The following is a 22,387-nucleotide window of genomic DNA, read 5'->3' as shown; positions in this document are numbered from 1 at the left end:
ATGGCAATTTTAATTACATATCCAGAAGATAAATTCAGTGAAGAAATGTTAGCGGGCCTCGATAAAAGGCGTCCGCTTTTTTTGCCATTGAAACGGATCGAGTATCTTGATTTCAATCAGGCAATCTATCAAAAGGTTGCCGATGCTGATTGCTTGGTCGTTACTAGCATGTTGGCGATCCAAGCTTTGGTCAAATCCGATATATCTACCAATAAGCGAATTGCTGTGATCAGTCCGAAAGCGGCTAGTTTATTGAGAAGCTTTAAATTTACTAACTTGATCGTTTCGAAGATTGAAAATCGTCAATCTTTGGTTGAGCAGTTGAACCAGATCTTTACAGCGGACCAGAAGGTGGTCTTTTTAAAAGGTAATTTGGCCAGCGACTTGCCATTGAACGCTCAAGTGGATAATATTACAGTTTATAAAAATGTTTGGACTGGTACTGATCGTGATGAAGCAATCAGAAAAATGGCCGGTTTAGACTTTACCAAGGTTTTAGTGACTAGTCCGTCGGCTTTTTATCGACTAGAGGAGATCATGGAGATCATTCCTAGTCAATTTATGACGACTAAATATTATACTTTGGGTCACACGACTCAGCGGATCATGACGGAATTAGGTTTTGACACCTATGCACCTGTTCATGCCCGAAATGTTTTAAAACAAGTAATCCTAAAAATGACGAGGGAGCAATAAAGATGGCAAATGCATTAATCGTTTATGCGACGATCACCGGAAATAATCAAATGATGGCTGATATCCTGGCTGATCAATTGGATAAATTGGGTTTAGAAGTAACCGAAACTGAAATGAGTCAAACTGACCCAGAGGACTTTCTTGATTACGATGTTGCCATCGTCTGCGTTTACACCTATGATGAAGGTGCCTTGCCTGAAGAGGGAATGGACTTTTATGAAGATCTCGGCGATACCGATCTGAGTGGAAAATATTACACAGTTTTAGGCTCAGGTGATACTTATTATGGAAAATTTTATAATGTGGCCGTCGATAAATTTGCTGCTCAATTTGAATTGACCGGAGCAAAATTAATTACTAATTGTCTTAAAATTGAACTGGAACCAGATGAATATGATATTATGAATATTGCTAAAGTTGCAGAGAATATTTCCAACAAATTTTAACAATTGAGAGGAAAAAATATGAAAATTTATACTAGAACTGGTGATAAAGGTAAGACAAGGATTATTGGTAACAATGTTTTATACAAGTCTGATAAACGTGTTACAGCCTATGGTTCCGTTGATGAACTTAACTCATTAGTTGGTGTTTTGATTGCTGATCTAAGTGATAAAACTAAAGTATTGGCTGATGAATTGACAGAAATCCAACAATTATTATTTGATTGTGGAACTGACTTGGCAATTGCCCAAGATGATACCAAACATGAATTTATTTTTACCGAAGACTATAAGTATGTTGATTGGTTGGAAAAGAAAATTGATGAATACACTGCTAAAGTCCCTAAGACACAAAAATTTATTTTGCCTGGTGGATCAAAGACAGCTGCTTCATTGCATTATGCTCGGACAGTTACTCGAAGAGCTGAAAGACAAATCGTTTCCTTGGTTCAAGATGAACCAATCAACGACTATGTGTTGAAATTCATCAACCGTCTTTCTGATTACTTCTTTGCTGCAGCAAGATATGCCAATGTACTTGATGGCGTGGAAGATATTCAATATCGTAATAGTAAACCTGTATTTAGATAAAGATAAAGCTGACTCATATTCGAGTCAGCTTTTTTTGCACTCATTTTTTATAAATTATTTTTTAAATTGTTAGAAAATTTAACTCCCACAATCTTTATATAATTGAGACGTAAATTAGATAAAGAAAACAACGGTCAAAGGAGATAATTTTATGATGTTGGCAAATGACTACGCATTGGAATTACACCGACTTCAACAAGTCGGTCCTGTCGATATCCCACACATTGATGGTGTCAAAATGATCGTTAAAGATCGCTTGGATCCACATACTTATGACCCAATTATTTTAAATCATTTAAAAAAATTAGTTGATGATCCGACAATTACGGATGATCTTTTTGAATTAAGAAGTGGCGACAAACCTGAATTTAACGAAGCGGATTACCCAAATGTGAAGATTGAGCATTATATGTCGACTGAAATGAGTCAAGCAGTTCCTTACTTAAAAATTTTTTCCCGTGAGGCAACTGATCAAAAAGCATTGATCTACATGCATGGTGGTGCATACTACGCCGGTAGTGCTAATGAAACGTTGGAGCCATTGACTCGCTTGGCTCAAGAATTTTCCGGGATAATTTATAGTGTTGATTATCGTTTATGTCCGGAAAATCCATATCCAGCCTCGGTTTTGGATTGTTTATCGGTAGTGTTGATGGCTAGTCGAAATCATGAAGAGTTGATCTTAGCGGGTGATTCAGCTGGGGCTTCGATCGCATTGGGGGTCAGTCAATTGGCTCAACAATTGGGAGTATCTAAAATCACGAATCATTTGCTGTTTTACCCAACAGTTATCCATGGTTCCAATCTTCTTGGACCAATCTTGGATGATAAAAAAGTTCCTATCAGACCTGATGAACGACCGGTCTTGCACGCTAATTATCAACAATTTAGACAATTGGATCGAATCATGACGAAATATTATACTTCTGGCGAGAATGTCGATCTTACTTCACCAATTATTTCGCCACTCTATGCTGACCCAACTTGGTTTAAGAAAGTAACCATCTTAATCGGTGAGTTTGATCCCTTCAGATTTCAAGCAGAAGCCTTTGCACAAGAGGTTGGCACTGCTTGTGGTGAGGTCAATTTCATTCGCTATGGGGGGCTAGGACATGCCTTCTTGAATTTTCTAGGGCAGGTGGCCGCTAGTGAAGACTCGATCCGTGAAGCTGGTTTGCATCTTTAATTTTTGACAAGCAGGGCCTTAGTGAATTTCTAAGGCTCTTTTGTTATATTTTAGATTAAAAAAATACCACTACAATGTTGTAGTGGTAAATAGTTAAGTTAATCTTTGTCAGATTCAATTTCTTCGACCCGTTCATGAAGTTGGTTTCTCTTCTTACGAAGTTCTTTGATTGTCAAATTCCAAGTACCAATCAAAACTAGCGTTGATCCGATCCAGGCTAGTGGATTGGCCATGGCTGCCCCTAAGAAACCAAAGGCTTTGATCAGAACGACACTAACGAAGACACGCATTAGTAGTTCGGCAACACCGGCGATGGTTGGGGCTTTTTGATTACCCAATCCTTGCAAGGTATAGCGAACGATGAAGAGAATTGAAAGGACGAAATACATCGTTCCGTTGAAATAGTAATAAAGTTGAATCAAGTCGAGGATTTTTGGTTGATATCCACTCATGAATAATTGGGAAATATTTTTCCCGAAGAAGACTAGCAAGATACCAATTGTTGCACTGGATCCAACTGACAAGATGATACCCTCTTTAACACCTTTGAGGATCCGATGGAATTTTTCAGCCCCTAAGTTTTGAGCAGTGTAATTTACTAGAGAAATACCAAAGCTCATGGCAGGTAAGGTGGCAATCTGTTCGATTCTTCCTGCAACAGTATAGGCAGCAACGGCGTTGGCGCCTAAGGTATTGAGCATGAATTGAAGGATAATCGAACCGATAGCGATGATCGATGACTGGAAGCCCATTGGCATACTAATGCCTAACAATTCTTTGATCTCAGCTTTATCGATCCTAAAATCGCTTTTACTTAAAATCAGATATGGGATGTTGATCCGAATATAAATGTAAAGGGTCACGAAGGTAATTGTTTGAGCAGTAATGGTGGCTAAACCAGCACCAGCTACGCCCATATGAAATACTAAAATAAAAATTAGTTCCAACATAATATTTAAGACAGTGCTTACGATTAAGAAAAATAATGGAACTCTGGTGTTACCTAGAGACCGCATGGTATTTGCCAGAAAGTCAAATCCGACGAATGAGAAAATACCAGCAAAAATAATTTCTAGGAAAATAAAGGCGTCATGCAACAGTTCCTTTGGAGTTTGCATGATAACTAGTAATGGATAAGCGATGATAACTGCAATAATAGTAAATACTACTGTGATAGCTAAAGAAATTATGATCCCTGAAGCAAAACTCTTCCGGACACCCTCATAGTCGCCTGCACCGTAATTTTTCGCGGTCAGAATCGCCAGTCCACTAGTTATACCTTGGGCAAAACCAATGATCAAGGCAGTTAGTCCACCCGTAGCACCAACACTGGCTAGAGCATCAACACCAACGGTCCTCCCAACAATCAATGTGTCAATAAAACTATAAAATTGTTGGAAAAAGTTCCCCAATAAGAGTGGGATAGTATATAGGAAAATAACCTTCATTGGTCTGCCATTTGTTAAATCGATCATCAAATAACCCCCCTTCAAATTATTTAAAACATGTTAACACTAAATTAAATAAACTTGATGAAAAATGCATTGAATTATAAAATTAAAGCTAGATAGTATAAAAACTGCAAATTTTCTGCAGGTTTTCAGAAATATATCTGAAAAGCTTAGATTGAGCGTTTAGAGTGAAAAAGTTAGGCTTTCATGCTAAAACATACACAGAAGTGAGTATTGAATTTTAAACTTTTATCTGTAAAGTTCATCTAACCTGATCAGAAAGGGATGACATAATGAAAAGCTATAAGGGAGTTGTCTTCTTCGATTTAGATGGGACTTTGTTTGATGACGATAAACACGTTTCAGACCGAAACTTATTAGCGTTAGATCTTTTACGTGAGAACGATATTTTACCAGTTATTGCAACCGGAAGAAATGAGTTTGAGATCGCCAATTTGATCAAAGAAGGTAAATTCGATTCTTTCATCACTGCCAATGGTAGTTATGTAGTGTTCGAAAATAAAGCAATTGATGTTCAAGAAATACCAATAAGCGTCAACAAAGATTTAGTTGACTTTGCCAGTCACTTTAATGAAGAAGTGGCATTTTATAATAACGTAGGTTGTGCAGTTACTGGTGACAATCAATTGGTTACTGATAATTATAAGGCTCTACGCTTGGAAAAGATTATTGATCCTGACTTTTATAAAGAAAATACAATCAATTTCTCATTTGTTTACACACCAGTCGGCGAAGATGACCATCAAGCAAAATATGAAGAGATATTTGGTAGTACGCTGACATTTTATCGCAATAATCCACGGGGATTGGATGTCGTGTTAAAGGGTGTTTCTAAAGCTGGAGGGATAACTAGTTTGATCCAACGAGCTGGGTTAACTGGTGTTCCAACTTATGCCTTCGGTGATGGTAATAACGATATCCCAATGTTTAAAAAAGTGGATAATCCGATTGCCATGGTCAATGGTTTGTCAGTTGCCAAACAAAACGCTAAGTATATTACTAAAGAAGACAACAATCATAGTGGGATTTATTATGAATTACGAGACCTGCGATTAATTTAGTTTTCCAAAAATGCGAATGATTAAGATATCATCATACTAAAAAAATGTAAAGGCCTAAAGCAGAAAAGATCTAATTAATTCAATTTCGAATTAATTAGATCTTTTTTTGTTTTAGTAATTAATAGTTTTTTCTTCGTTTTCATTAAGCGTAATTTGCTTACCTCTAAATGATAAATCTGTGGCATGGTCAGCTTTAACGGTAACTGAATCTTTCGAAACTGTGAAATAATAATGAGCATTCTTAAAGACCAAGTTGAAGGTCAAAGTATTCCATGACTCAGGGAAGTGTGGATCGATCGACAATTCCTCACCCCGGAAGTCCACTCCAGCAAAGTAGGATGTAACCACATTTAAGGTAGCTCCCATAACACCTAGGTGTATACCTTCAGCAGTCGTACCACCTTGAATATCATAGTAATCACTTGTCAGAGCTTCATAGAATAATTTCCAAGATAATTCAGTGTCGTTAACTTTGAGAGCTAACATCGAGTAAACAATCCGCGACAAAGTCGAACCATGAGTTGTTCTTTGTAAATAGTAGTTTACATTGTCCTTGATGAATTTTTGTGGATCATCGATTTGATAACCCATATCGGCCAAAATATTCATAAAGGTAGACTCCTTCAAAGGATACAAAGCCATCAGAGCATCAGCTTGCTTGGCAAGTTGATATTGGTCAGGGGAGTCACCTTCGGATTTCAAGATTCGGTCCATCCGTGAGATATCGCCGTATTGACGTCTGTAGTAATCAAAATCAATATCCTTGAGTTTGAAGTAACCCTCAAATTGACCTAAGATACCATCCTGATTGAATTCAAGCTTCAAATCTTTTCCGATATTTCTCATGTCATTGAGATTGTCATCAGTGAAGTCTGCCCGTTGGTAATTGTCATTGACTACTTTTTCTGGTTCTTTTTGAATCAAGAAATCGACTTTGCTAAAGAGCCAGCTAGTCATGATATTAGTGTAAGCATTATTATCCAAACCAGATTCTTTACGATCAGGATAGCCCTCATGGAATTCATCGGGGCCCATGACATCGTTGATCGAGTATTTCTTCGTTTCAGGATCATATTCAGCCTTACTGATCCACAGCTTAGCAATATTGAGCAACATTTCTAGGCCGTAATTTTTAATGAAGTCGTCATCTTCGGTCATATTGTAATAATTCCAAACGTTATAGGCGATGGCTAAAGAAACATGACGTTGCTTGCGAGAGTTGTCAGGATCCCATTGATTGGTGATGGGGTTTAAGTGTAGTGATTGTGACTGCTCATCACCATACATACCACTTTGCCAAGGATACATAGCACCTTTATATCCGTTAGCTTCAGCGTACTTTTTGGCGGCTGGCAAACGGTTATAGCGGTACATCAATAAGGCCTTAGCTAATTGTGGATAATGCATCGTGTAATAAGGTAGGATGAACAATTCATCCCAGAAAATGTGACCACGATAGGCTTCACCGTGAAGTCCACGTGCGCCAACAGACGCATCAAGGTCTTGATTGACATGTTGTTGAGCCGAAACAGTGGCGTGGAATTCATTCAAACGAAGTAGTTTTTGAGCTGTAATATCGCCACTCAATTGAATATCTTCATTACTCCAGATCTGTTGCCAACTACGCATTGAATTAGCGACGGCATCAGCAAAATTTTTGTGATATGCGTGATCGTTGACAGCAAATTCCAAGTCAGAATTTGTCTCTAAAGAAGTATAAATGCTGACAGTTTTTTCTACGGTATAAGTCCGTCCTTCGACGACATGAAAAGCAATAGCTTGACTGATCCGCTCCTGGAAACGGTTCGAAGTCAATTCTGAGTCAACAATGTTTGGACATTGGATCCGTGTCCCCACGGCAATATTGACACCAGAATGTTTGGTATGAGCCAATAAAATAGCTCGATCACCATCGACTTTAGTATTGTCAACGACTAAGTGTTTACCGTTAAAAGAGCGATATCTTTCAACATTAGTATTAGTTACTGATCCATCAATCTCTGAAAAGATCCTCATATCTCCAGAGAAGTTCAACGGTTGAACAGTATATTGCAGTGAATAGTTATGATAATTTTTCATATCAGCAACTTTTTTAGTGATCACCTTCAAACGTTTACCGTTTGGTAGTGAAAGTATCATGGTGATCGTAAAGACTCCAGTACGCATATCCAGTGAACGATAAACGTTATCGATCATTTCGGGTGTCATTTTGAAGACATCACCATCATCGATACTGAAAGTCATATATTGTGCATTTGGTAAATTAACCAAATCCTCATTCACAATATCACGATTATTGATATTGGTAGTTAGTTGATTAAAAACTCCGGCAACATAAGTACCAGGGTAATAGTCATCGCCAGCCTTAGCTTCAACATAAGAGCCACGTAGACCAAAGTAACCATTCCCGATGGTTTGTAATGATTCTTGACCGTATTGGCGTTTGCCTGAATAAGAGCCATAATACTCTAAATGCCAACCTGCATGCTCGCTTTCTGCTGAAGCAGCTTGTTTTAAGCCTAGGCGGGCAACATCGTGGACGCCGACTGTGGGGGTGTGTAGTAGGTTTTCCATCGTGAGACCCATATCAATTGGTTGATTACCACAACTGACGATTGTGTCTCTTAATTCAACATCGATTGGATTAAGGATCACTACGACATCAAAGTCGTTGGGAAGTTTTAATTTAAAGTTATCTAAATTATCTCCTAAAGTTTTTTTGGCATTGATATTGTAAACCTTATCAATAGTTGACCTATCATCTGAATCCTCATAAGAATAGCGTATATGCTTGTCCGTAACAGTTAGATACAGCGGTTTCATATTTTTTGCCTCCTATTATTAGTGTAAAGTTATGTCGAAAAATAAGCAATTTTATATCATTTTTTACAAAAAAATCTCTTAATTAAAACATATATCAATCAATAGTGAAATATTTCCTAATTTTCAAAAAAATACTTTCGTAATCTGATAAATAAAATAATTGCAATGATATAAAATAAAACATGTAAACGATATACTTAACTCGTTCTTAATCCGAAGCTGGGGGTGTTATAAATGAAGAATGAAGAAACATTGCTTTCTCCTGCAAGTGGTCATATCCTTGACATCACGAAAGTTCATGACCCGATGTTTTCTGAAAAAGCCATGGGTGATGGATTTGGCGTTATCCCGAATGACGATGTCATCGAAGCTCCATTGACAGGAAAAATAATGTTGGTCGCACCGACTAAACACGCAATTGGTATCGCTGCTGATAATGGATTAGAAGTCTTGATCCATATGGGTGTTGATACAGTTGAATTGAATGGGACACCATTCGAGATCGACGTTTCTGAAGGCGATGTAGTGCATGCCGGACAAAAAATTGCCACGATGGATTTCAAAGCAGTCGAAGAAGCTGGCAAAGCAACTGATATTATCATCGCTATCACTAATACAGCTAAAATGGTCAGTTCAGTTATTGCCAATGTGGGTGACCACAAGGCCGGGACTGATGGAGCAGTCGTCAAATTGCTGGCAGAAGGTGAGCAAAATGAAAATGCTCATAAAACTACCAGTGGTAAAGTTAATTTTGATGATTTAGCCAAAGACATCGTTAAAAATATTGGTGGTGCCGAAAACGTTGACAGTGTGATTCACTGTATCACACGGGTGCGTTTCTATTTGAAAGATGAAAAAAAGGCTAATGATGAGGCCATTGAAAATTTGAATGGTGTCTTGGAAGTAGCTAAAGCTGGAGGTCAATATCAAGTCGTTATTGGACCGAAAGTCGAAGAAGCCTTTGATGCTGTCGTTAAGGTCTTAGGATCTGGATTTGGTGGCGATGGCGATGCTGCACCAAAAGCACCAAAACGTAAGGCTCCAAAGGGCGTATGGCCAAAAACTAAATTTTACTTTAGTTCCTTGATTGGTGTCATTACTGCTAGTATGATGCCTGTTATTGGATTGTTGGCTGCCGCCGGTATCTTGAAAGGTCTAGTTTCTCTATTTGTTTCCTTCCATGTTTTATCGACTTCAAGTGATACATACATGGTGATTTATGCGATGGGTGATTCAGTCTTCTACTTCCTACCGATCTTGGTAGGGTTCACAGCTGCCCGTCGGCTCGGTGCTAATCAGATCATCGTTGCGGTCGTCGGTGGTGTGTTGGCCTATCCAACCCTAGTACAATTAGCAACCAAGACCGCAAGTAGTCAAATGAATATCAATGCTAGTTTCTTAGGTATTCCGATCCATGTTGCCAATTACACGTATTCAATTTTCCCTATGATTGCCGCTGCTTGGTTGGCTGCAGAAATTGAACCTTGGTTAAAGAAACACATCAATGCTTCGATTAGAATGATCGTTTCACCGTTAGTCGAAGTTTTCGTAGTCAGTGCCGTGATTTTAGTTATCGTGGGACCGATCATCACATTCCTCAGTTCATTACTTGCTAGTGGAATCGTTGCTTTACTGAAATTCAGTCCGGCATTATCGGGATTGGTCATTGGTGGATTTTATCAATGCTTGGTTATCTTTGGTTTGCATTGGGCGGTTATTCCGGTCGTTGCCAACCAAATTGCTACAACTGGTCACAGTGCATTGAATGCGATCGTTTCTGCTACCATGGTCGCCCAAGGTGCTGCTGTATTAGCAGTCTTTCTGAAGACTAAGAAAAATCCAGCAATCAAACAAATTGCTGGTGCCGCTACACTTTCAGCTTTCTCTGGTATTACAGAGCCGGCTATGTATGGTATTAACTTGAAATACGGACGTGTTTTCTGGACAGCCAATATTGGTGGTGCTGTTGGTGGATTCCTAACAGGATTGTTCCACGTTGATATGTGGGGCTTTGCCGGTTCATTTATCGGTTTTGCATCCTTCATTAATCCTAAAGGTATCGATGCCAGCTTCACCGGCTATCTAATTGCTTCAGCTGCAGCTTTGATTGTTGCCTTTACATGTACATACTTCTTCGGATTCAAAGAATCTGATCTTGATCAAAAGGTACATACAGTTGAAAAAGTAAGATTAGGAAGTCGTGCTCCAGCTGTTAAATAAATTTCTATATCTTAATATGATGAAATGCAAATTTACTATTATAGTAGATTTGCATTTTTTATTGGTTATTTTTTGAAAAATCACTTGCATTAGAGTACTCTGTAGGGTCTATATTGTAAGTAAGAGTTAATTAGTGGGTGAAGTGATCATATGAAACAGACAACTTATTATTCAGTGATGAAAAAAGATGAACTAGCAATTCCTTGGACTGATAATGCTCAACAAGTTTTAGACTTGATCAAGCAAGATAAGGATGCTTTATTGCTAAGTATGACAGGTAAAGAAAATCAGAAAACACGCGAATGGGTCGAACATGGGATGATCGAGACCTTTGAACAGCAGACTTTAGATCAATTAGTGGCTGATCAAACTAGCAAAAATATTTATTTAGGTCATGCTTTCTCAATTATGGATGATTTGGATTCTCGTGATAATTCTGGTAACGTTCCTTATGTCGGGGCACTTTATTTGGCGGCGGCTTTAGGCCAAAAAATGGTCCTACCAGGTAAAATGATTTGGCTATTGGATATTGCGTTAGCTCATGGTGTAGGATTTACTGGCGAGATCAAGCCCAGTGATTTCGGGATATTGGATTGGAATCAAGATGATGATGAATTCGTTAAGACTTTGGTCAAAGAACCTATGAGTGCACCTAAGTTTACCCGTAATCCCTTAACAATCATTTTCACACCTGCTGTAAATAACTATTATTTTCTAGTTGCCAGAGCCTTTCAAGATGTCCTTGAACTGTTGAAGCTAAATCAAGGAGGATTTGATTTCAGTAATCTTCAAAACCCACATTCTTATGAGTTGATTCATATGACATATGAGTTAGCGAGATTTTACCCACGTCATTGATTTTTAATCAAAACTTGTTCTGAACTTGTAAATACCTTTTCATTAAGGTATTTTTTTTATATATTTTCATAATTATAAAAAATTGTTAGTGGCCTAATCGTTGATATGACAGTCTTTGAAATTTTTAGATTACGACAATATTACTAAAGTTACATAATAATAGGATTTTGTAATAAATATTGCCTGTTTATGTAACATTGACCTGTTATAGTTCTTCTCATAGCAAAGAGAGCTAAACTTAAAAAAAGTAAGGATGTTTATATTTTATGAAAAAAGTATTATCACTCGCATTTGTTAGTGCAATGGCATTGACAGCCTTTGGAATCAAGGCAAGTAATTCTCAGGCTGCTACTGTTGTAGACGACAGCCACGTGTCTGTCGTTGCAGGTGACACATACAAGAGTATCGCCGCAGCAAATGGTATTTCAATTGCTGAATTAGAACAAGCTAATGGTCGTGAGGTTGGGGGATTTGACCTCATCTTCCCTGGCGATATCGTAACTATTCCAACTACAACTGCTGTTGAACAAAATGTTCAAGCAACACAAGCTCAACCAGTTCAAGAAGAACAACAACCAGTTCAAGAACAACCAGCCCAAGAAACACAACCAGTTCAAGAACAACCAGCCCAAGAAACACAACCAGTTCAAGAACAACCAGCCCAAGAAACACAACCAGTTCAAGAACAAGCACAAACACAAACTCAAACACAAGCTCCAGCCCAAAGTACACAAACACAAACAAGTACAACAGGTAGATCAGCTGGTACATTCAAGATCAGTTTCTACGATCCAGCCGTACTTGGTTCAAACATGGGTTACTCTGGTGTTGCTGCCAACTTATCAATCTTCCCTAAGGGAACACAACTTAAGATCACATTATCAGATGGAACAGTTTACTACCGTACTGTAAATGATACAGGTTACTTTGCATACAGTAACCCATATCAATTAGATATGGCTATGCCAAGTTCAAGTATCCCTTCATATGGTGTTACTAACGCTACTGTTGAAGTTGTTGGATAATAATACTTTAAAGTCTTTCATATATGAAAGACTTTTTTTGTGTCTTGATTTTATCTTTTCTAAATATTGCTCGAATGATATACTGTATGCACTGACCATATAAGGGGAGATAAAAATGCCAATACCAACATCCAAGCCATTTGAAAAACAAACTGCAAAAGATCGTGCCTATCAACAGATAAAAAAGTGGATTATTGAGGGGACTTTGATGCCACAAGAGAAACTAGCCGAAGTCGAACTGGCAAAATCAATCGATGTCAGTCGAACACCAATCAGAGAAGCCTTATTGCGCTTGAATGAGGATGGTTTTGTCGTCATGGAAGCTGGTAAAGTGACCCGCGTGGCGCCATTGAATGATGATGATATTGCTAATTTGTATGAACCAATGGCAGTTATCGAAGGTTTGGCAGCCAATCAAGCTGCTTCTGAATTAGATGAGACTGATTTGAAAAAACTTGCTAATCTTGAAAAAAAATATCGAGCTAATGTTAATTCAACAAATTTTGTCAAAATGATTGAAAGCGATAGAAATTTTCATCAAGCCATTTTAGAGATTGCTGGAAATAAATATGAACAACAATTTTCTAATTTATTGTTTGGCCATATCATGCGTTATGAACTTGATCTGCTGAAAAAATTACGAGAAGCTAAAATTAATTTTAAAAATGTGATCGAGCCACATGATTTGTTATTGAAATCTTTAGCCGAACAAAATTCACCTAAAGCTAGTTCCGCCATGACCAAAGATTGGTTGATGACGATGCGTAAACTTAAAAGTTTGCAGTCGATGCTAACCGAAGAATGAGAAATGCATATTGTATACAGTATGAAAAATCCGAAAAGCCGATAGCTATATTTACCAAGCTATCGGCTTTATTTTTATAATTTAAAATGGATACGTTTGTGATACTTGAATGATTGCTTTTTTCTATATGGAATTGATTGGATAAAGACAGTCGAAATGACTAAAATGATCCCTAAGGTACCGATCCAGTTAAAACTTACACCCATAAAGAGAACGGCTATTAGAGTTGCTGAAATCGGCTCACCTGATTGAAGCAACGAGATGGTAACTGGGGGTAAAAGTGGGATACTCTGTAGTTCCATCAAATAGGCAAAGGCAGTAGCTGGTACGACCATGAAGAATAGGATCCAAAAAGTGGTCCAATTGATTGGTGGGAAGCCGACCCAAATAGGCTGAATACAGTTCATAATCAACCCACCAACAAAAAATGACCAAGCGACTACCGGTAGAGTGCCATAATTATGCAGTAGTTTGAGAGGCATCAGGATATAGAGACAATCAGAAACTGCTAATAAGATGCCCCAGACGATTGCTGGCAGTGGAACGCTTAATGTCGAAAAATCACCTTGAGTGATCAAGAGAATAGTTCCGACAACAGCAAAGGCGACTGTCCATCCTTCGACTATTGAAGGCATTTTTTTACGTTTCAAAGCGACATAAGTAATTAAAATCACCGGAGAGGTAAATTGTAAAATAGTTGCAGTCGCGGCATTACTGTATTTGATCGTCATAAAATAGGTCAATTGGATTCCTAGCATCGCTAGGATACTGAACGCTAGTAGGGAAATAGAACTTTTAAATCCATGCCAAATTGCAAAAGTGTAGTGGAAACCATGGGTCAAACTAGTGAAAGCTAAAAGGATCAAACCGGCGATCATCATTCGAAAACTAATGATCCAGTTGACGGTAATGTGGGTGTTAGTGAATAAATATTGTGCCACATTTCCTGCAGTGCCCCAAAGTATTTGACTACCGATGGAAAGCAAGTAACCGCGGTTGCGCGCCTTCATAGCGGATGGTTGTGGATCGTAGAGCTTATCATTCATTAGGCATCACCCCGTTTGAATATATAGCTAATGATGTATATCGTATACACCATTACGAACTTTTCTAACACCTTCAGTGTAACGCAGTCTTGGAAAAAGGAATATCAGTGGCTAAAAAAATATTTTTAAATAATGATTCACCACAAGTTAAGTATTTACTAAAACGCGATAAACATTTAGCTAAGGCTATTCAGTTGGTCGGACCAATCGAATACCGACCGATCAGTGATGGTTATGCCTTTTTGATCAGTCAGATCATTGGCCAAATGTTGAACAACAAGGTTGCTGATATTCTGTACGATCGTTTAAAAAAATTATGCCAAGCTGACATTACGATTGAAAGTATCGATAAATTGTCTGATCAAGAAATCTTAAGTATCGGCATTTCACATTCGAAAGTCCAATATATTCGAAATTTGACTCAGGCGGTGAAACATGGTCAAATCAACTTCGATCAATATCCGGATATCAGTAATGATGATATCATGGCAGGCTTAAAAACAGTTAAAGGAATCGGTGATTGGTCGGCAAAAATGTATTTGATCTTCTGCTTGAATCGAGAAGATGTTTTGCCATATGAAGATATTGCCTTTCTGCAAGGATATGGTTGGATCCATAAGACAAAAGATTATCACAAACAAAGCGTCATCAAGAAATGCCGTAAGTGGCATCCATATGAATCGATTGCTGCCAGATTTTTGTATGTCGCACTAGATAAAGGACTAACTAAAAATCCTTTTCATTTATTCAAATAAGACGTCTAATGACAAAATAAAATACCGATAACCACTGGTGGTTATCGGTACGATCAAAAATTATTCAATCTATGAAGCTCGTTTGCTGTCTAAAATTTTATTAAATACCGTTGGGCAAACTAAGCAAGTGATGATAGCTGCTAAGGTGATCGCACCTGACTGAGTTGTATTGACCAATTTTAGACTTTTACCAACTTCCAAAATTGGTAGGACTAAAGTGATGGTCGTGGCAGTCAAGACTGTTGCGGCAGTTGCTAGACGTTTGCCAAAGCGTGGTTTGAAGACAAAGTAGATGACGGCTTTGGAAAGGAAAAAGGCTATCAAAAATACTGGGATCAGCACTAATGCTTTAGGATCAGCAAATAAGGTTCGCAGGTTAAGATTTACCCCAGTAACGATGAAGAAAATCGGGATGAAAAAACCGTAACCCATCGAAGTCAATCTTTCTTGTGTTTCTTCCTTTGGTTGCAGCAGTTTCATGACCGCACCAGCTAAGAAAGCTCCTAAGATGCTTTCGGCACCGATTTGTTCGGCAAAGGTGACTAAGACAAAAATCAAGAAGAAAGCTAGTCGAATGTCCAATTGAGTGGTGGACTTATCGATTTCATCAAAGAAATGAAAGACTTGTTTGAACCGTTGCAAGAGGATGATCGCTATCAGGAAGATCACCGGTAGTCCAAAGGCTGAAATATAATTTTTTTGTTGGATAGCTGAATAAATTGTTAAAGCCAATAAGGGAATAAATTCTCCTAAGACAGCCGTCAACAATATCGTTTGACCATATTCGCGATCAAGCAGTCCCGATTCCTTCAGCAGGGATATCAGGACACCCATGGCAATCGTACAGAATAAGATTGTTGCTAAGATAAAGTTATCAAATATCCCAGTGAAATAGAGAATTGCACTTAAAATCAGTGACAAAATCAGTATTGAGATAAATCCAAACGTTGCCATCAATAACGGTGGTGCATCTTTGGATTTTACTTCTTTTGGTTTGAAGAGTGAAAAGTTTATTTCCATTCCTCCAAGAAAAATCAGCATGATAACACCTAAATTGGCCAGATATTTTAAAGTCATATCTGGTTGTACAATATTGAATCCAGTTTGGCCGATAATAATACCCATAACGATCTCTGAAACTGCGCTGGGGATTCGTTGAATATTTAAACGTCCAAGGATCAATGGCGTAGCTAACGCCACGAATAAAGTAATTAATAACGAAAATTGAGCCATTTATATCTCCCCCAAATCAAGTTAATAATATCTCAATTTAGAGAAATAACCAAACAAACATTAAAAATACATATGATATTCAAACAAATGTCACATTTATCCGTTAAAGTTACTCTATTAACTGGATACAGAATGGAGGCATCGAATGGATTTCATTTTCATGATCGTAGCATTTTTGGTTGGACTAGTTTTTCTAGTTTCAGGGACCCATATTAAAAGTAGTTCAGTCTCACGAATTTGTTATGGAGTGGGGATGTTCGGTGTTATCTTAGCAATGTATATTGCTTGGCCCAAATAACCATAAAATTATGATAAAGATACATGCAATATTAGTAGGAAAACAAAAAGGTAAGTATCCCAAGCTTCGAAGCTTGGGATACTTACCTTTTATTTTATTCGATCGAGATCAGTTGGACACCACTGATGCCTTCAAAATGATTTAATTTGTCGAGCAGTTCATCGATCGTGCCAGTGAGATTACTGATATCAAAAGAAATCACTACACTAGCTAAGTCGTGGATGGGGATATTTTGATTGATGGTCAAGACGCTAGCATTGGAATCAGATAACAAGACTAGCACTTTCGATAATAAGCCTTGCTCATGTTCTAGCATTAATGAAATCAAAGCTTTGCGCGTCGTCATGTTTTCTTCAGGTAGGAAGACTAGGTCTTTATATTTGTAATAAGTCCCCCGACTGATACCAACTTTTTTAACAGCTTCGCTGACTTGATGTATTTTGCCACTTTCAATTAACTTTCGGGCTTTAATGACCTTATCAAATGACTCAGGCAAAATTGAGCCATCAACAATATAGTATTTTTCCACTTTAAATTACCTCGCTCGTTGCTCCCTTAGCATCAATGTGCAGGTGATAAGCTTGCCAATTAGGAAAGCTTGTTTTTGTTTGCTGGATGATTTTTTCAGCATCTTTTTGAGTTTTTACAATGGCCATCATAGTTGAGCCACTGCCGCTGATATACATTGTACCATTAGCTTGTTGGCAAATACCTTTAGCTTTGTCATAATCAGGGATCAATTTTTTTCGATATGGTTCATGCATTTGATCGATGATACTGTGCTTGATCAGTTTCAAATTGCCATCGACCAAAGCTTTGGACAAGGCTATCGCATGGCCAACTTGATAAACCGCTGTCGGATAAGACATCTCTTTAGGCAGAATGTTTCGTGCTTGATCCGTACTGACTGGGTAGTCAGGGATCAAACAGACAAATTGTAAAGAGCCATCAACGTTGTAATGAACGGTTTGAACGTCAGAATTTTCATCAGTAAAGGAAACGTTCAATTGTCCAAAAATGGCTGGAGCAACGTTATCAGGATGACCTTCGATCTCTGTGGCTAATTCTAACAACTGATCATTGCTTAAAGGGGCATCAAACCAGTCGTTGGCACCTTTAAGACCAGCCACGATGCAAAAAGCCGAACTGCCTAGGCCTCTTGAAAGTGGGATGTTATTTTCGATAGTGATTTTTAAATTTGGAATAGATTGGTTCAAGAAGTTACAACATTTTACAAATGCTTGATAGATCAAATTATTCTCATTACGAAAGTTTTTTGGGCAGCCATAAATTTCCAACCGTCGATTAGATTCTTCAAAGTCGACTGATGAATATAGGGAGACTGCCAGGCCCATGCAGTCAAAACCGACCCCGATATTGGCACTTGTAGCCGGGACTTTAATTCTTATCATAAAACTCCTCCGTAACTTTTGATTCAACATATTTTGCCATTTGGCCGGGTTGGATCACATCATCGTGTAAGACAGGTAAGTGCCAAACGTTTTTGAGATTTTCGGGGATTGGAATTTCCGTTTCTCTAGAGATCTTATCCATGATCTGTTGGCTATTATCAGGAACATCATCAAAAATTGCTTCAGCTACGACATTAGCAAATTTATATGGACTGGCTGTACTCAACAAGACCATTGGAGTGTCATCTAGTTTTTGATAGTCACGCATGACTTTATAACCGACAGCCGTGTGTGGGTCCATCAAATAACCAGTTTTTTGATAAACAGATTGGATAGCTTCTCTGACCTCTTGATCAGTACTAAAGCCACAATAGAAGTCCTGCTTAATACTATCTAACAGTTCATCAGAAACTTGATATTGCCCACTAGTTTCCAAATCATTCATCAATGATTGAACATAGTCTGTATCTTCGCCACTCTTATAATAGAGCAAACGTTCAAAATTACTGGAAATTTGGATATCCATACTTGGAGCCACAGTCTGCATAAATGGAAGATTTCGGTTATATATGCCACTGTTGAAAAATTTCGTTAAGACGTTGTTTTCGTTGCTGGCGACAACAAATTTGTTTACAGGCAGGCCCAATTGCTTAGCATAATAGCCAGCTAGGACATCGCCAAAGTTACCAGTTGGAACCGTGAAATTTACTTTGTCGCCAAATTTGATGTCACCTTTTTTCCATAACTGTACATAGGAAGAAAAATAATAAACTAATTGCGGGATCAGCCGGCCAATGTTGATGGAATTAGCACTGGATAGGCTGATTTTTTTACCAATATTTGCTAATAATGTTTGATTGTTGAAGATTTTCTTGACGTTAGTTTGTGCTTGATCAAAATTTCCCTCGATCGCGGTGATCTCAGTGTTGTTACCGTTAGTTGTTTGCATCTGTAACTTCTGGACTTCACTGACACCGTTGTGAGGATAAAAGACAGTGATACCCATATTAGGAAGATTCTTGAAACCTTCAAGAGCAGCTTTACCAGTGTCACCACTAGTTGCTGTCAAGATCATGACTTTGTTGTCATCTTTTAAAACGTGTTTCATCAATTGGGGAAGCATCTGTAGTCCAACGTCTTTGAAGGCTCTAGTTGGTCCATGGAATAATTCCAAGACGTGAAAATTATCGACGTTAACAACTGGAGTTATGTTGGTGGTGTCAAAACTATTTTGATAGGCATTCTGAACAGAATTTTTGATTTCTGCTTCTGTGAAGTCTGGCAATAATGTGGCTAAGACTTTTTGAGCAATTTGCGAATAATTGAGATCTTTTAATTCGTTCAGATTGATTTTTAACTTGGCTAATTCAGGGTAAACAAAAAGGCCACCGTCGTCTGCAAATCCTTTTCGGATGGCGTCCTTCGCTGAAATTTGTATTTGATTATCTCGAGTACTTGTATAGTTTTTATTCATGAGTTATAACTCCTTGCATTTCGAATATCTATATGGTAACCTGTTTTTAATTCAAAAACAAGTGTTTACCAATCATGAACACAAGAAAAGGATAACAGGAGGTAAAACCTATGAAAATTGCAATTTTAGGATTTGGCACAGTTGGAAAAGGTGTCTATGAAATAGTTAAGAAGGCCAATGTACAAACCCAAAACCTTTCTGTTAGCCATATCTTGGTCAGAAAGAATAAGCCACGGGTTTTAAAAGAAATGACAGATAGTATCGATGAAATCGTCAATGATCAAGAAACAGATATCGTCGTCGAGGCTCTGGGTGGTATCGAACCAGCTCATCAATATATTCTCAAGGCTTTGGAACATGGAAAACATGTCATTACAGCTAATAAGGCTGTGATTGCTATTTATTTGAAACAATTCAGTGACGCTGCTAATAAGCATGGCGTCAAATTTTATTTTGAGGCTTCCGTTGGTGGCGGTATCCCTTGGATCCAAGGCCTAGAGAAAGCTTTACGGATCGACACTGTCAATACGATCTCCGGGATCTTCAATGGAACAAGCAATTTCATTTTGGATCAAATGAGTCGCAATGAAGAGTCATTCGATGAAGTCCTAGCTGAAGCGCAAAAGCTTGGTTATGCAGAGGCTGACCCCAGTGCTGATATCGATGGTATTGATGTTGCTAATAAGCTTTGCATCAGTGCTGATATTGCTTACAATATTAATCTTCAAGATCGCAAAAAACTACCTATTTTCGGAATTCGCAACATTACTTTAGAAGATGTCGATTTCTTCTCGCAACACGGTTATGCTGTTAAACTCATTGGACGGACTCATCAAGCTGACAACAAGTTCGATTATGTGGTTGAACCAACATTGTTTGCCCACCATTCGTTGGAAGCAAATACACCAGACAACTACAATTTGATCTCTTTAAACGGAGAGACAATTGGCAAATTAGATTTCTTTGGCCAAGGAGCAGGGATGTTACCAACTGCTAATGCTGTTATTCAAGATATCCTTGATATCAAAGAAGATAAGGATCATTTGAAACGCAATTTTGATAAGAAGATGATCTATAGTTCTGAGATGACAAAAGCCGATTATCTGGTTAGAGCTAATGCTGATGTTGGTTCATTATTGAAAGAATACTCGCCGACTAAAGAAGGTAACTACTATTTGATCCATCAAATTCCTGTTGGAAAGATGCATCAAATCATGCAAGTGATTTTAAAAGATGATGATTCGGCCTTTATGGCAAGTTTGCCGCAAGACAAAATCAAGAGTTCAGATAGTCATTTATCAAAGCAGGAGGCCGTCGCATAATGAAAGTAGCAAAATTTGGTGGCAGTTCTGTTTCTGACGCTGATCAATTCAAAAAGGTAAAGCGGATCATTGAAAGTGATCCAGAACGAAAAGTTGTCGTTGTCAGTGCAGCTGGGAAGAGTTCTATCGAACCAGTCAAAGTGACTGACATGTTGATTCAAATTGAAGAAGCGGTCAAAAATGGTACAGACTTCCAACAACTTTTCGGGCACGTGAGTGCCCGCATTCTTAAGATACGAGACGACTTGCATCTTAACGTCAAGATTGAAAAAGGTCTTCAAGAGATCAAAAACAAAATTTCAACTTGTTCACACGACTATTTAGTTTCCCGTGGAGAGTACTTAACAGGTAAGTTGATGGCCAGTTACTTGGATTATCAATTCATCGATCCTAAAAATGTTTTGATATTCAACCAAAATGAACTCGATTACCGCAAATCAAACAGTCTGCTCAATAACGTTTTTGCCCGTTATCAACGAGTGGTCATTCCAGGATTTTATGGTGCAGATAAAAAAGGCAACATTCATCTGATGCCTCGTGGTGGTAGTGATATCACTGGTTCGATCGTTTCTAAATTACTGTTAGCAGATCTTTATGAAAATTGGACAGATGTCTCAGGTATTTTGATGGCTGATCCCCGGATCGTCAGTGAATCCAAGAAGATCGATGTTTTAACTTATGATGAACTGCAAGAACTGTCATATATGGGTATTGGCGTCTTTCAGGAAGAGGCCATTCAACCAGTTCGTAAAAGTCATATCCCAACAAAAATATTGAATACGAATCATCCTGAAGAGGGTGGCACACTAGTGGTCGATGCGCAAAGTCATATGTTGTCTGACCAGATCATCACTGGTATTGCCGGTAAGAAAAATTATACTGTCATTACAATTAGAAAATATCAATTAAGCAAACACATTGAAGTTTTGCAAAAAGTTTTATCCCTATTGCAAAAATTCCATATTAGCGTCAATTATGTACCTTCCGGGAATGATTCATTTAGCTTTTTGTTCCAAAAAAGTGAGATCAGTTCGCGCTTGGATAAGTTAGTCCATAAACTGCAGACGAGTTGTGGCTTAGACAAAGTTGAAGTCAATCAAGATATCGCTTTGATCGCCGCTGTTTCTTTGAAGTTGGGCAAAAATCCAGCCATTGCCGGAAAAATTTTAGATTACCTTGATAATAGTTTGATCAATGTCCCCTTAGTTATCCAAGAAGGTGGCGATATTAAGATCGTCATCGGGGTCGCCAATCAAGACTACGAGAAAACAATCGCCAAGATCTATCAAGAAGCCATGTTCAAAGGGGCTAAACGAATTCCAGCCTAAAAAAAATTCTGTGATCAAATTTTGATCACAGAATTTTTTTGCTGGTCATTAGCGGAAAATGACATCACTAGCATTGACATACTCATTAGTTGAAACCTGATAAATAGTATTCCCATCAATTGTAATAGTCTTTCCAACGACCCAATTGGTGTTGGCGGCCAGTGAATGGTTTTTGATCAGATTTCCGTTTTGATCATAGAGTCTCGTAACTGCTATGTTGTTGGCTGTTGAAACAATGCCACTAGCTGAAGCAGTTTGGACCGTTCCAATCAAGAATAAAGCCACCACCAAAACCGCGATTCCAATGGTATTTCTAAGTGATTTTTTCATAAGATCCAC

The 22,387-nt window shown here is 38.1% G+C and carries 21 protein-coding genes; 13 read left to right on the top strand and 8 right to left on the bottom strand.

Features of this window, described 5'->3' with window-relative positions; all coding sequences use genetic code 11:
- From FC27_RS01920 to FC27_RS01905, 4 genes are all read left to right on the top strand, one after another.
- The gene (locus FC27_RS01920) at window positions 1-696 is read left to right on the top strand and encodes a uroporphyrinogen-III synthase (RefSeq protein ID WP_010624050.1); all 696 of its coding nucleotides are present in this window, start codon (window positions 1-3) and stop codon (window positions 694-696) included.
- 2 nt (window positions 697-698) lie between these two features.
- A complete protein-coding gene (locus FC27_RS01915; protein WP_010624049.1) occupies window positions 699-1,142 on the top strand; it encodes a flavodoxin in 444 nt (147 codons plus the stop codon).
- 18 nt (window positions 1,143-1,160) lie between these two features.
- A complete protein-coding gene (locus FC27_RS01910) occupies window positions 1,161-1,730 on the top strand; it encodes a cob(I)yrinic acid a,c-diamide adenosyltransferase (protein WP_010624048.1) in 570 nt (189 codons plus the stop codon).
- A gap of 151 nt (window positions 1,731-1,881) precedes the next feature.
- The gene (locus FC27_RS01905; RefSeq protein WP_010624047.1) at window positions 1,882-2,916 is read left to right on the top strand and encodes an alpha/beta hydrolase fold domain-containing protein; all 1,035 of its coding nucleotides are present in this window, start codon (window positions 1,882-1,884) and stop codon (window positions 2,914-2,916) included.
- 98 nt (window positions 2,917-3,014) lie between these two features.
- Here FC27_RS01905 and FC27_RS01900 read toward each other — a convergent pair whose 3' ends face one another.
- On the bottom strand, window positions 3,015-4,391 hold the full coding sequence (locus tag FC27_RS01900) for an MATE family efflux transporter (protein ID WP_010624046.1): 1,377 nt from the start codon (window positions 4,389-4,391) through the stop codon (window positions 3,015-3,017).
- Between the two features lie 269 nt (window positions 4,392-4,660).
- Between FC27_RS01900 and FC27_RS01895 the strand changes: the two genes are divergently transcribed.
- Window positions 4,661-5,449 (top strand): Cof-type HAD-IIB family hydrolase, encoded by a 789-nt coding sequence (locus tag FC27_RS01895; protein WP_010624045.1) that lies wholly within the window; start codon window positions 4,661-4,663, stop codon window positions 5,447-5,449.
- 111 nt (window positions 5,450-5,560) lie between these two features.
- Here FC27_RS01895 and FC27_RS01890 read toward each other — a convergent pair whose 3' ends face one another.
- On the bottom strand, window positions 5,561-8,272 hold the full coding sequence (locus FC27_RS01890; protein ID WP_010624044.1) for a glycoside hydrolase family 65 protein: 2,712 nt from the start codon (window positions 8,270-8,272) through the stop codon (window positions 5,561-5,563).
- Window positions 8,273-8,506: 234 nt separating this feature from the next.
- Between FC27_RS01890 and FC27_RS01885 the strand changes: the two genes are divergently transcribed.
- The 4 genes from FC27_RS01885 to FC27_RS01870 all read left to right on the top strand — a co-directional run bounded on the left by FC27_RS01885 (window position 8,507) and on the right by FC27_RS01870 (window position 13,180).
- Window positions 8,507-10,492, top strand: coding sequence for a PTS sugar transporter subunit IIABC (locus tag FC27_RS01885; RefSeq protein ID WP_010624043.1), 1,986 nt, complete (start codon window positions 8,507-8,509; stop codon window positions 10,490-10,492).
- 150 nt (window positions 10,493-10,642) lie between these two features.
- The gene (locus FC27_RS01880) at window positions 10,643-11,350 is read left to right on the top strand and encodes a hypothetical protein (RefSeq protein WP_010624042.1); all 708 of its coding nucleotides are present in this window, start codon (window positions 10,643-10,645) and stop codon (window positions 11,348-11,350) included.
- Window positions 11,351-11,652: 302 nt separating this feature from the next.
- Window positions 11,653-12,375, top strand: a complete 723-nt coding sequence (locus tag FC27_RS01875) for a DPBB and LysM peptidoglycan-binding domain-containing protein (protein WP_420805441.1) — start codon at window positions 11,653-11,655, stop codon at window positions 12,373-12,375.
- 115 nt (window positions 12,376-12,490) lie between these two features.
- On the top strand, window positions 12,491-13,180 hold the full coding sequence (locus tag FC27_RS01870; RefSeq protein WP_010624040.1) for a GntR family transcriptional regulator: 690 nt from the start codon (window positions 12,491-12,493) through the stop codon (window positions 13,178-13,180).
- 74 nt (window positions 13,181-13,254) lie between these two features.
- On the opposite strand, the gene FC27_RS01865 is transcribed toward FC27_RS01870, so the two are convergent.
- Window positions 13,255-14,226, bottom strand: a complete 972-nt coding sequence (locus FC27_RS01865; RefSeq protein ID WP_010624039.1) for a DMT family transporter — start codon at window positions 14,224-14,226, stop codon at window positions 13,255-13,257.
- Window positions 14,227-14,333: 107 nt separating this feature from the next.
- Here FC27_RS01865 and FC27_RS01860 point away from each other — a divergent pair, with 107 nt between their 5' ends.
- Entirely contained in the window at window positions 14,334-14,981 is a 648-nt protein-coding gene (locus FC27_RS01860) for a DNA-3-methyladenine glycosylase family protein (protein ID WP_010624038.1), read from the top strand.
- Window positions 14,982-15,050: 69 nt separating this feature from the next.
- Here FC27_RS01860 and FC27_RS01855 read toward each other — a convergent pair whose 3' ends face one another.
- Window positions 15,051-16,214, bottom strand: coding sequence for a cation:proton antiporter (locus tag FC27_RS01855; RefSeq protein WP_010624037.1), 1,164 nt, complete (start codon window positions 16,212-16,214; stop codon window positions 15,051-15,053).
- A gap of 145 nt (window positions 16,215-16,359) precedes the next feature.
- Between FC27_RS01855 and FC27_RS11735 the strand changes: the two genes are divergently transcribed.
- Window positions 16,360-16,512 carry a hypothetical protein gene (locus FC27_RS11735; protein WP_155802086.1) on the top strand — a complete coding sequence of 51 codons (153 nt, stop codon included), beginning with the start codon at window positions 16,360-16,362 and terminating at the stop codon, window positions 16,510-16,512.
- A gap of 94 nt (window positions 16,513-16,606) precedes the next feature.
- Here the strand turns inward: FC27_RS11735 and FC27_RS01850 are convergent, their stop codons facing one another.
- The 3 genes from FC27_RS01850 to thrC are packed head-to-tail and all read right to left on the bottom strand — an operon-like array spanning window position 16,607 to window position 19,398.
- The gene (locus FC27_RS01850) at window positions 16,607-17,041 is read right to left on the bottom strand and encodes an ACT domain-containing protein (protein ID WP_010624036.1); all 435 of its coding nucleotides are present in this window, start codon (window positions 17,039-17,041) and stop codon (window positions 16,607-16,609) included.
- A gap of 1 nt (window position 17,042) precedes the next feature.
- Window positions 17,043-17,924 (bottom strand): homoserine kinase, encoded by an 882-nt coding sequence (gene thrB, locus FC27_RS01845; RefSeq protein WP_010624035.1) that lies wholly within the window; start codon window positions 17,922-17,924, stop codon window positions 17,043-17,045.
- Window positions 17,911-19,398, bottom strand: a complete 1,488-nt coding sequence (gene thrC, locus FC27_RS01840) for a threonine synthase (protein WP_010624034.1) — start codon at window positions 19,396-19,398, stop codon at window positions 17,911-17,913. Before thrC ends, thrB begins: the two co-directional genes overlap by 14 nt.
- Before the next feature lie 110 nt (window positions 19,399-19,508).
- On the opposite strand from thrC, the gene FC27_RS01835 reads away from it, so the two are divergent.
- Complete coding sequence (locus tag FC27_RS01835) at window positions 19,509-20,720, top strand: homoserine dehydrogenase (RefSeq protein ID WP_010624033.1); 1,212 nt, start codon at window positions 19,509-19,511, stop codon at window positions 20,718-20,720.
- Window positions 20,720-22,048 (top strand): aspartate kinase, encoded by a 1,329-nt coding sequence (locus FC27_RS01830; protein ID WP_010624032.1) that lies wholly within the window; start codon window positions 20,720-20,722, stop codon window positions 22,046-22,048. Before FC27_RS01835 ends, FC27_RS01830 begins: the two co-directional genes overlap by 1 nt.
- 48 nt (window positions 22,049-22,096) lie before the next feature.
- On the opposite strand, the gene FC27_RS01825 is transcribed toward FC27_RS01830, so the two are convergent.
- The gene (locus tag FC27_RS01825) at window positions 22,097-22,378 is read right to left on the bottom strand and encodes an SLAP domain-containing protein (RefSeq protein ID WP_010624031.1); all 282 of its coding nucleotides are present in this window, start codon (window positions 22,376-22,378) and stop codon (window positions 22,097-22,099) included.
- Window positions 22,379-22,387 lie beyond the last annotated feature (9 nt).

This window comes from Companilactobacillus versmoldensis DSM 14857 = KCTC 3814 (assembly GCF_001434295.1).
Classification (GTDB): domain Bacteria; phylum Bacillota; class Bacilli; order Lactobacillales; family Lactobacillaceae; genus Companilactobacillus; species Companilactobacillus versmoldensis.
The sequence above is the reverse complement of the archived record's forward strand: the minus strand, read 5'-3'. Positions and strand labels throughout refer to the sequence as shown.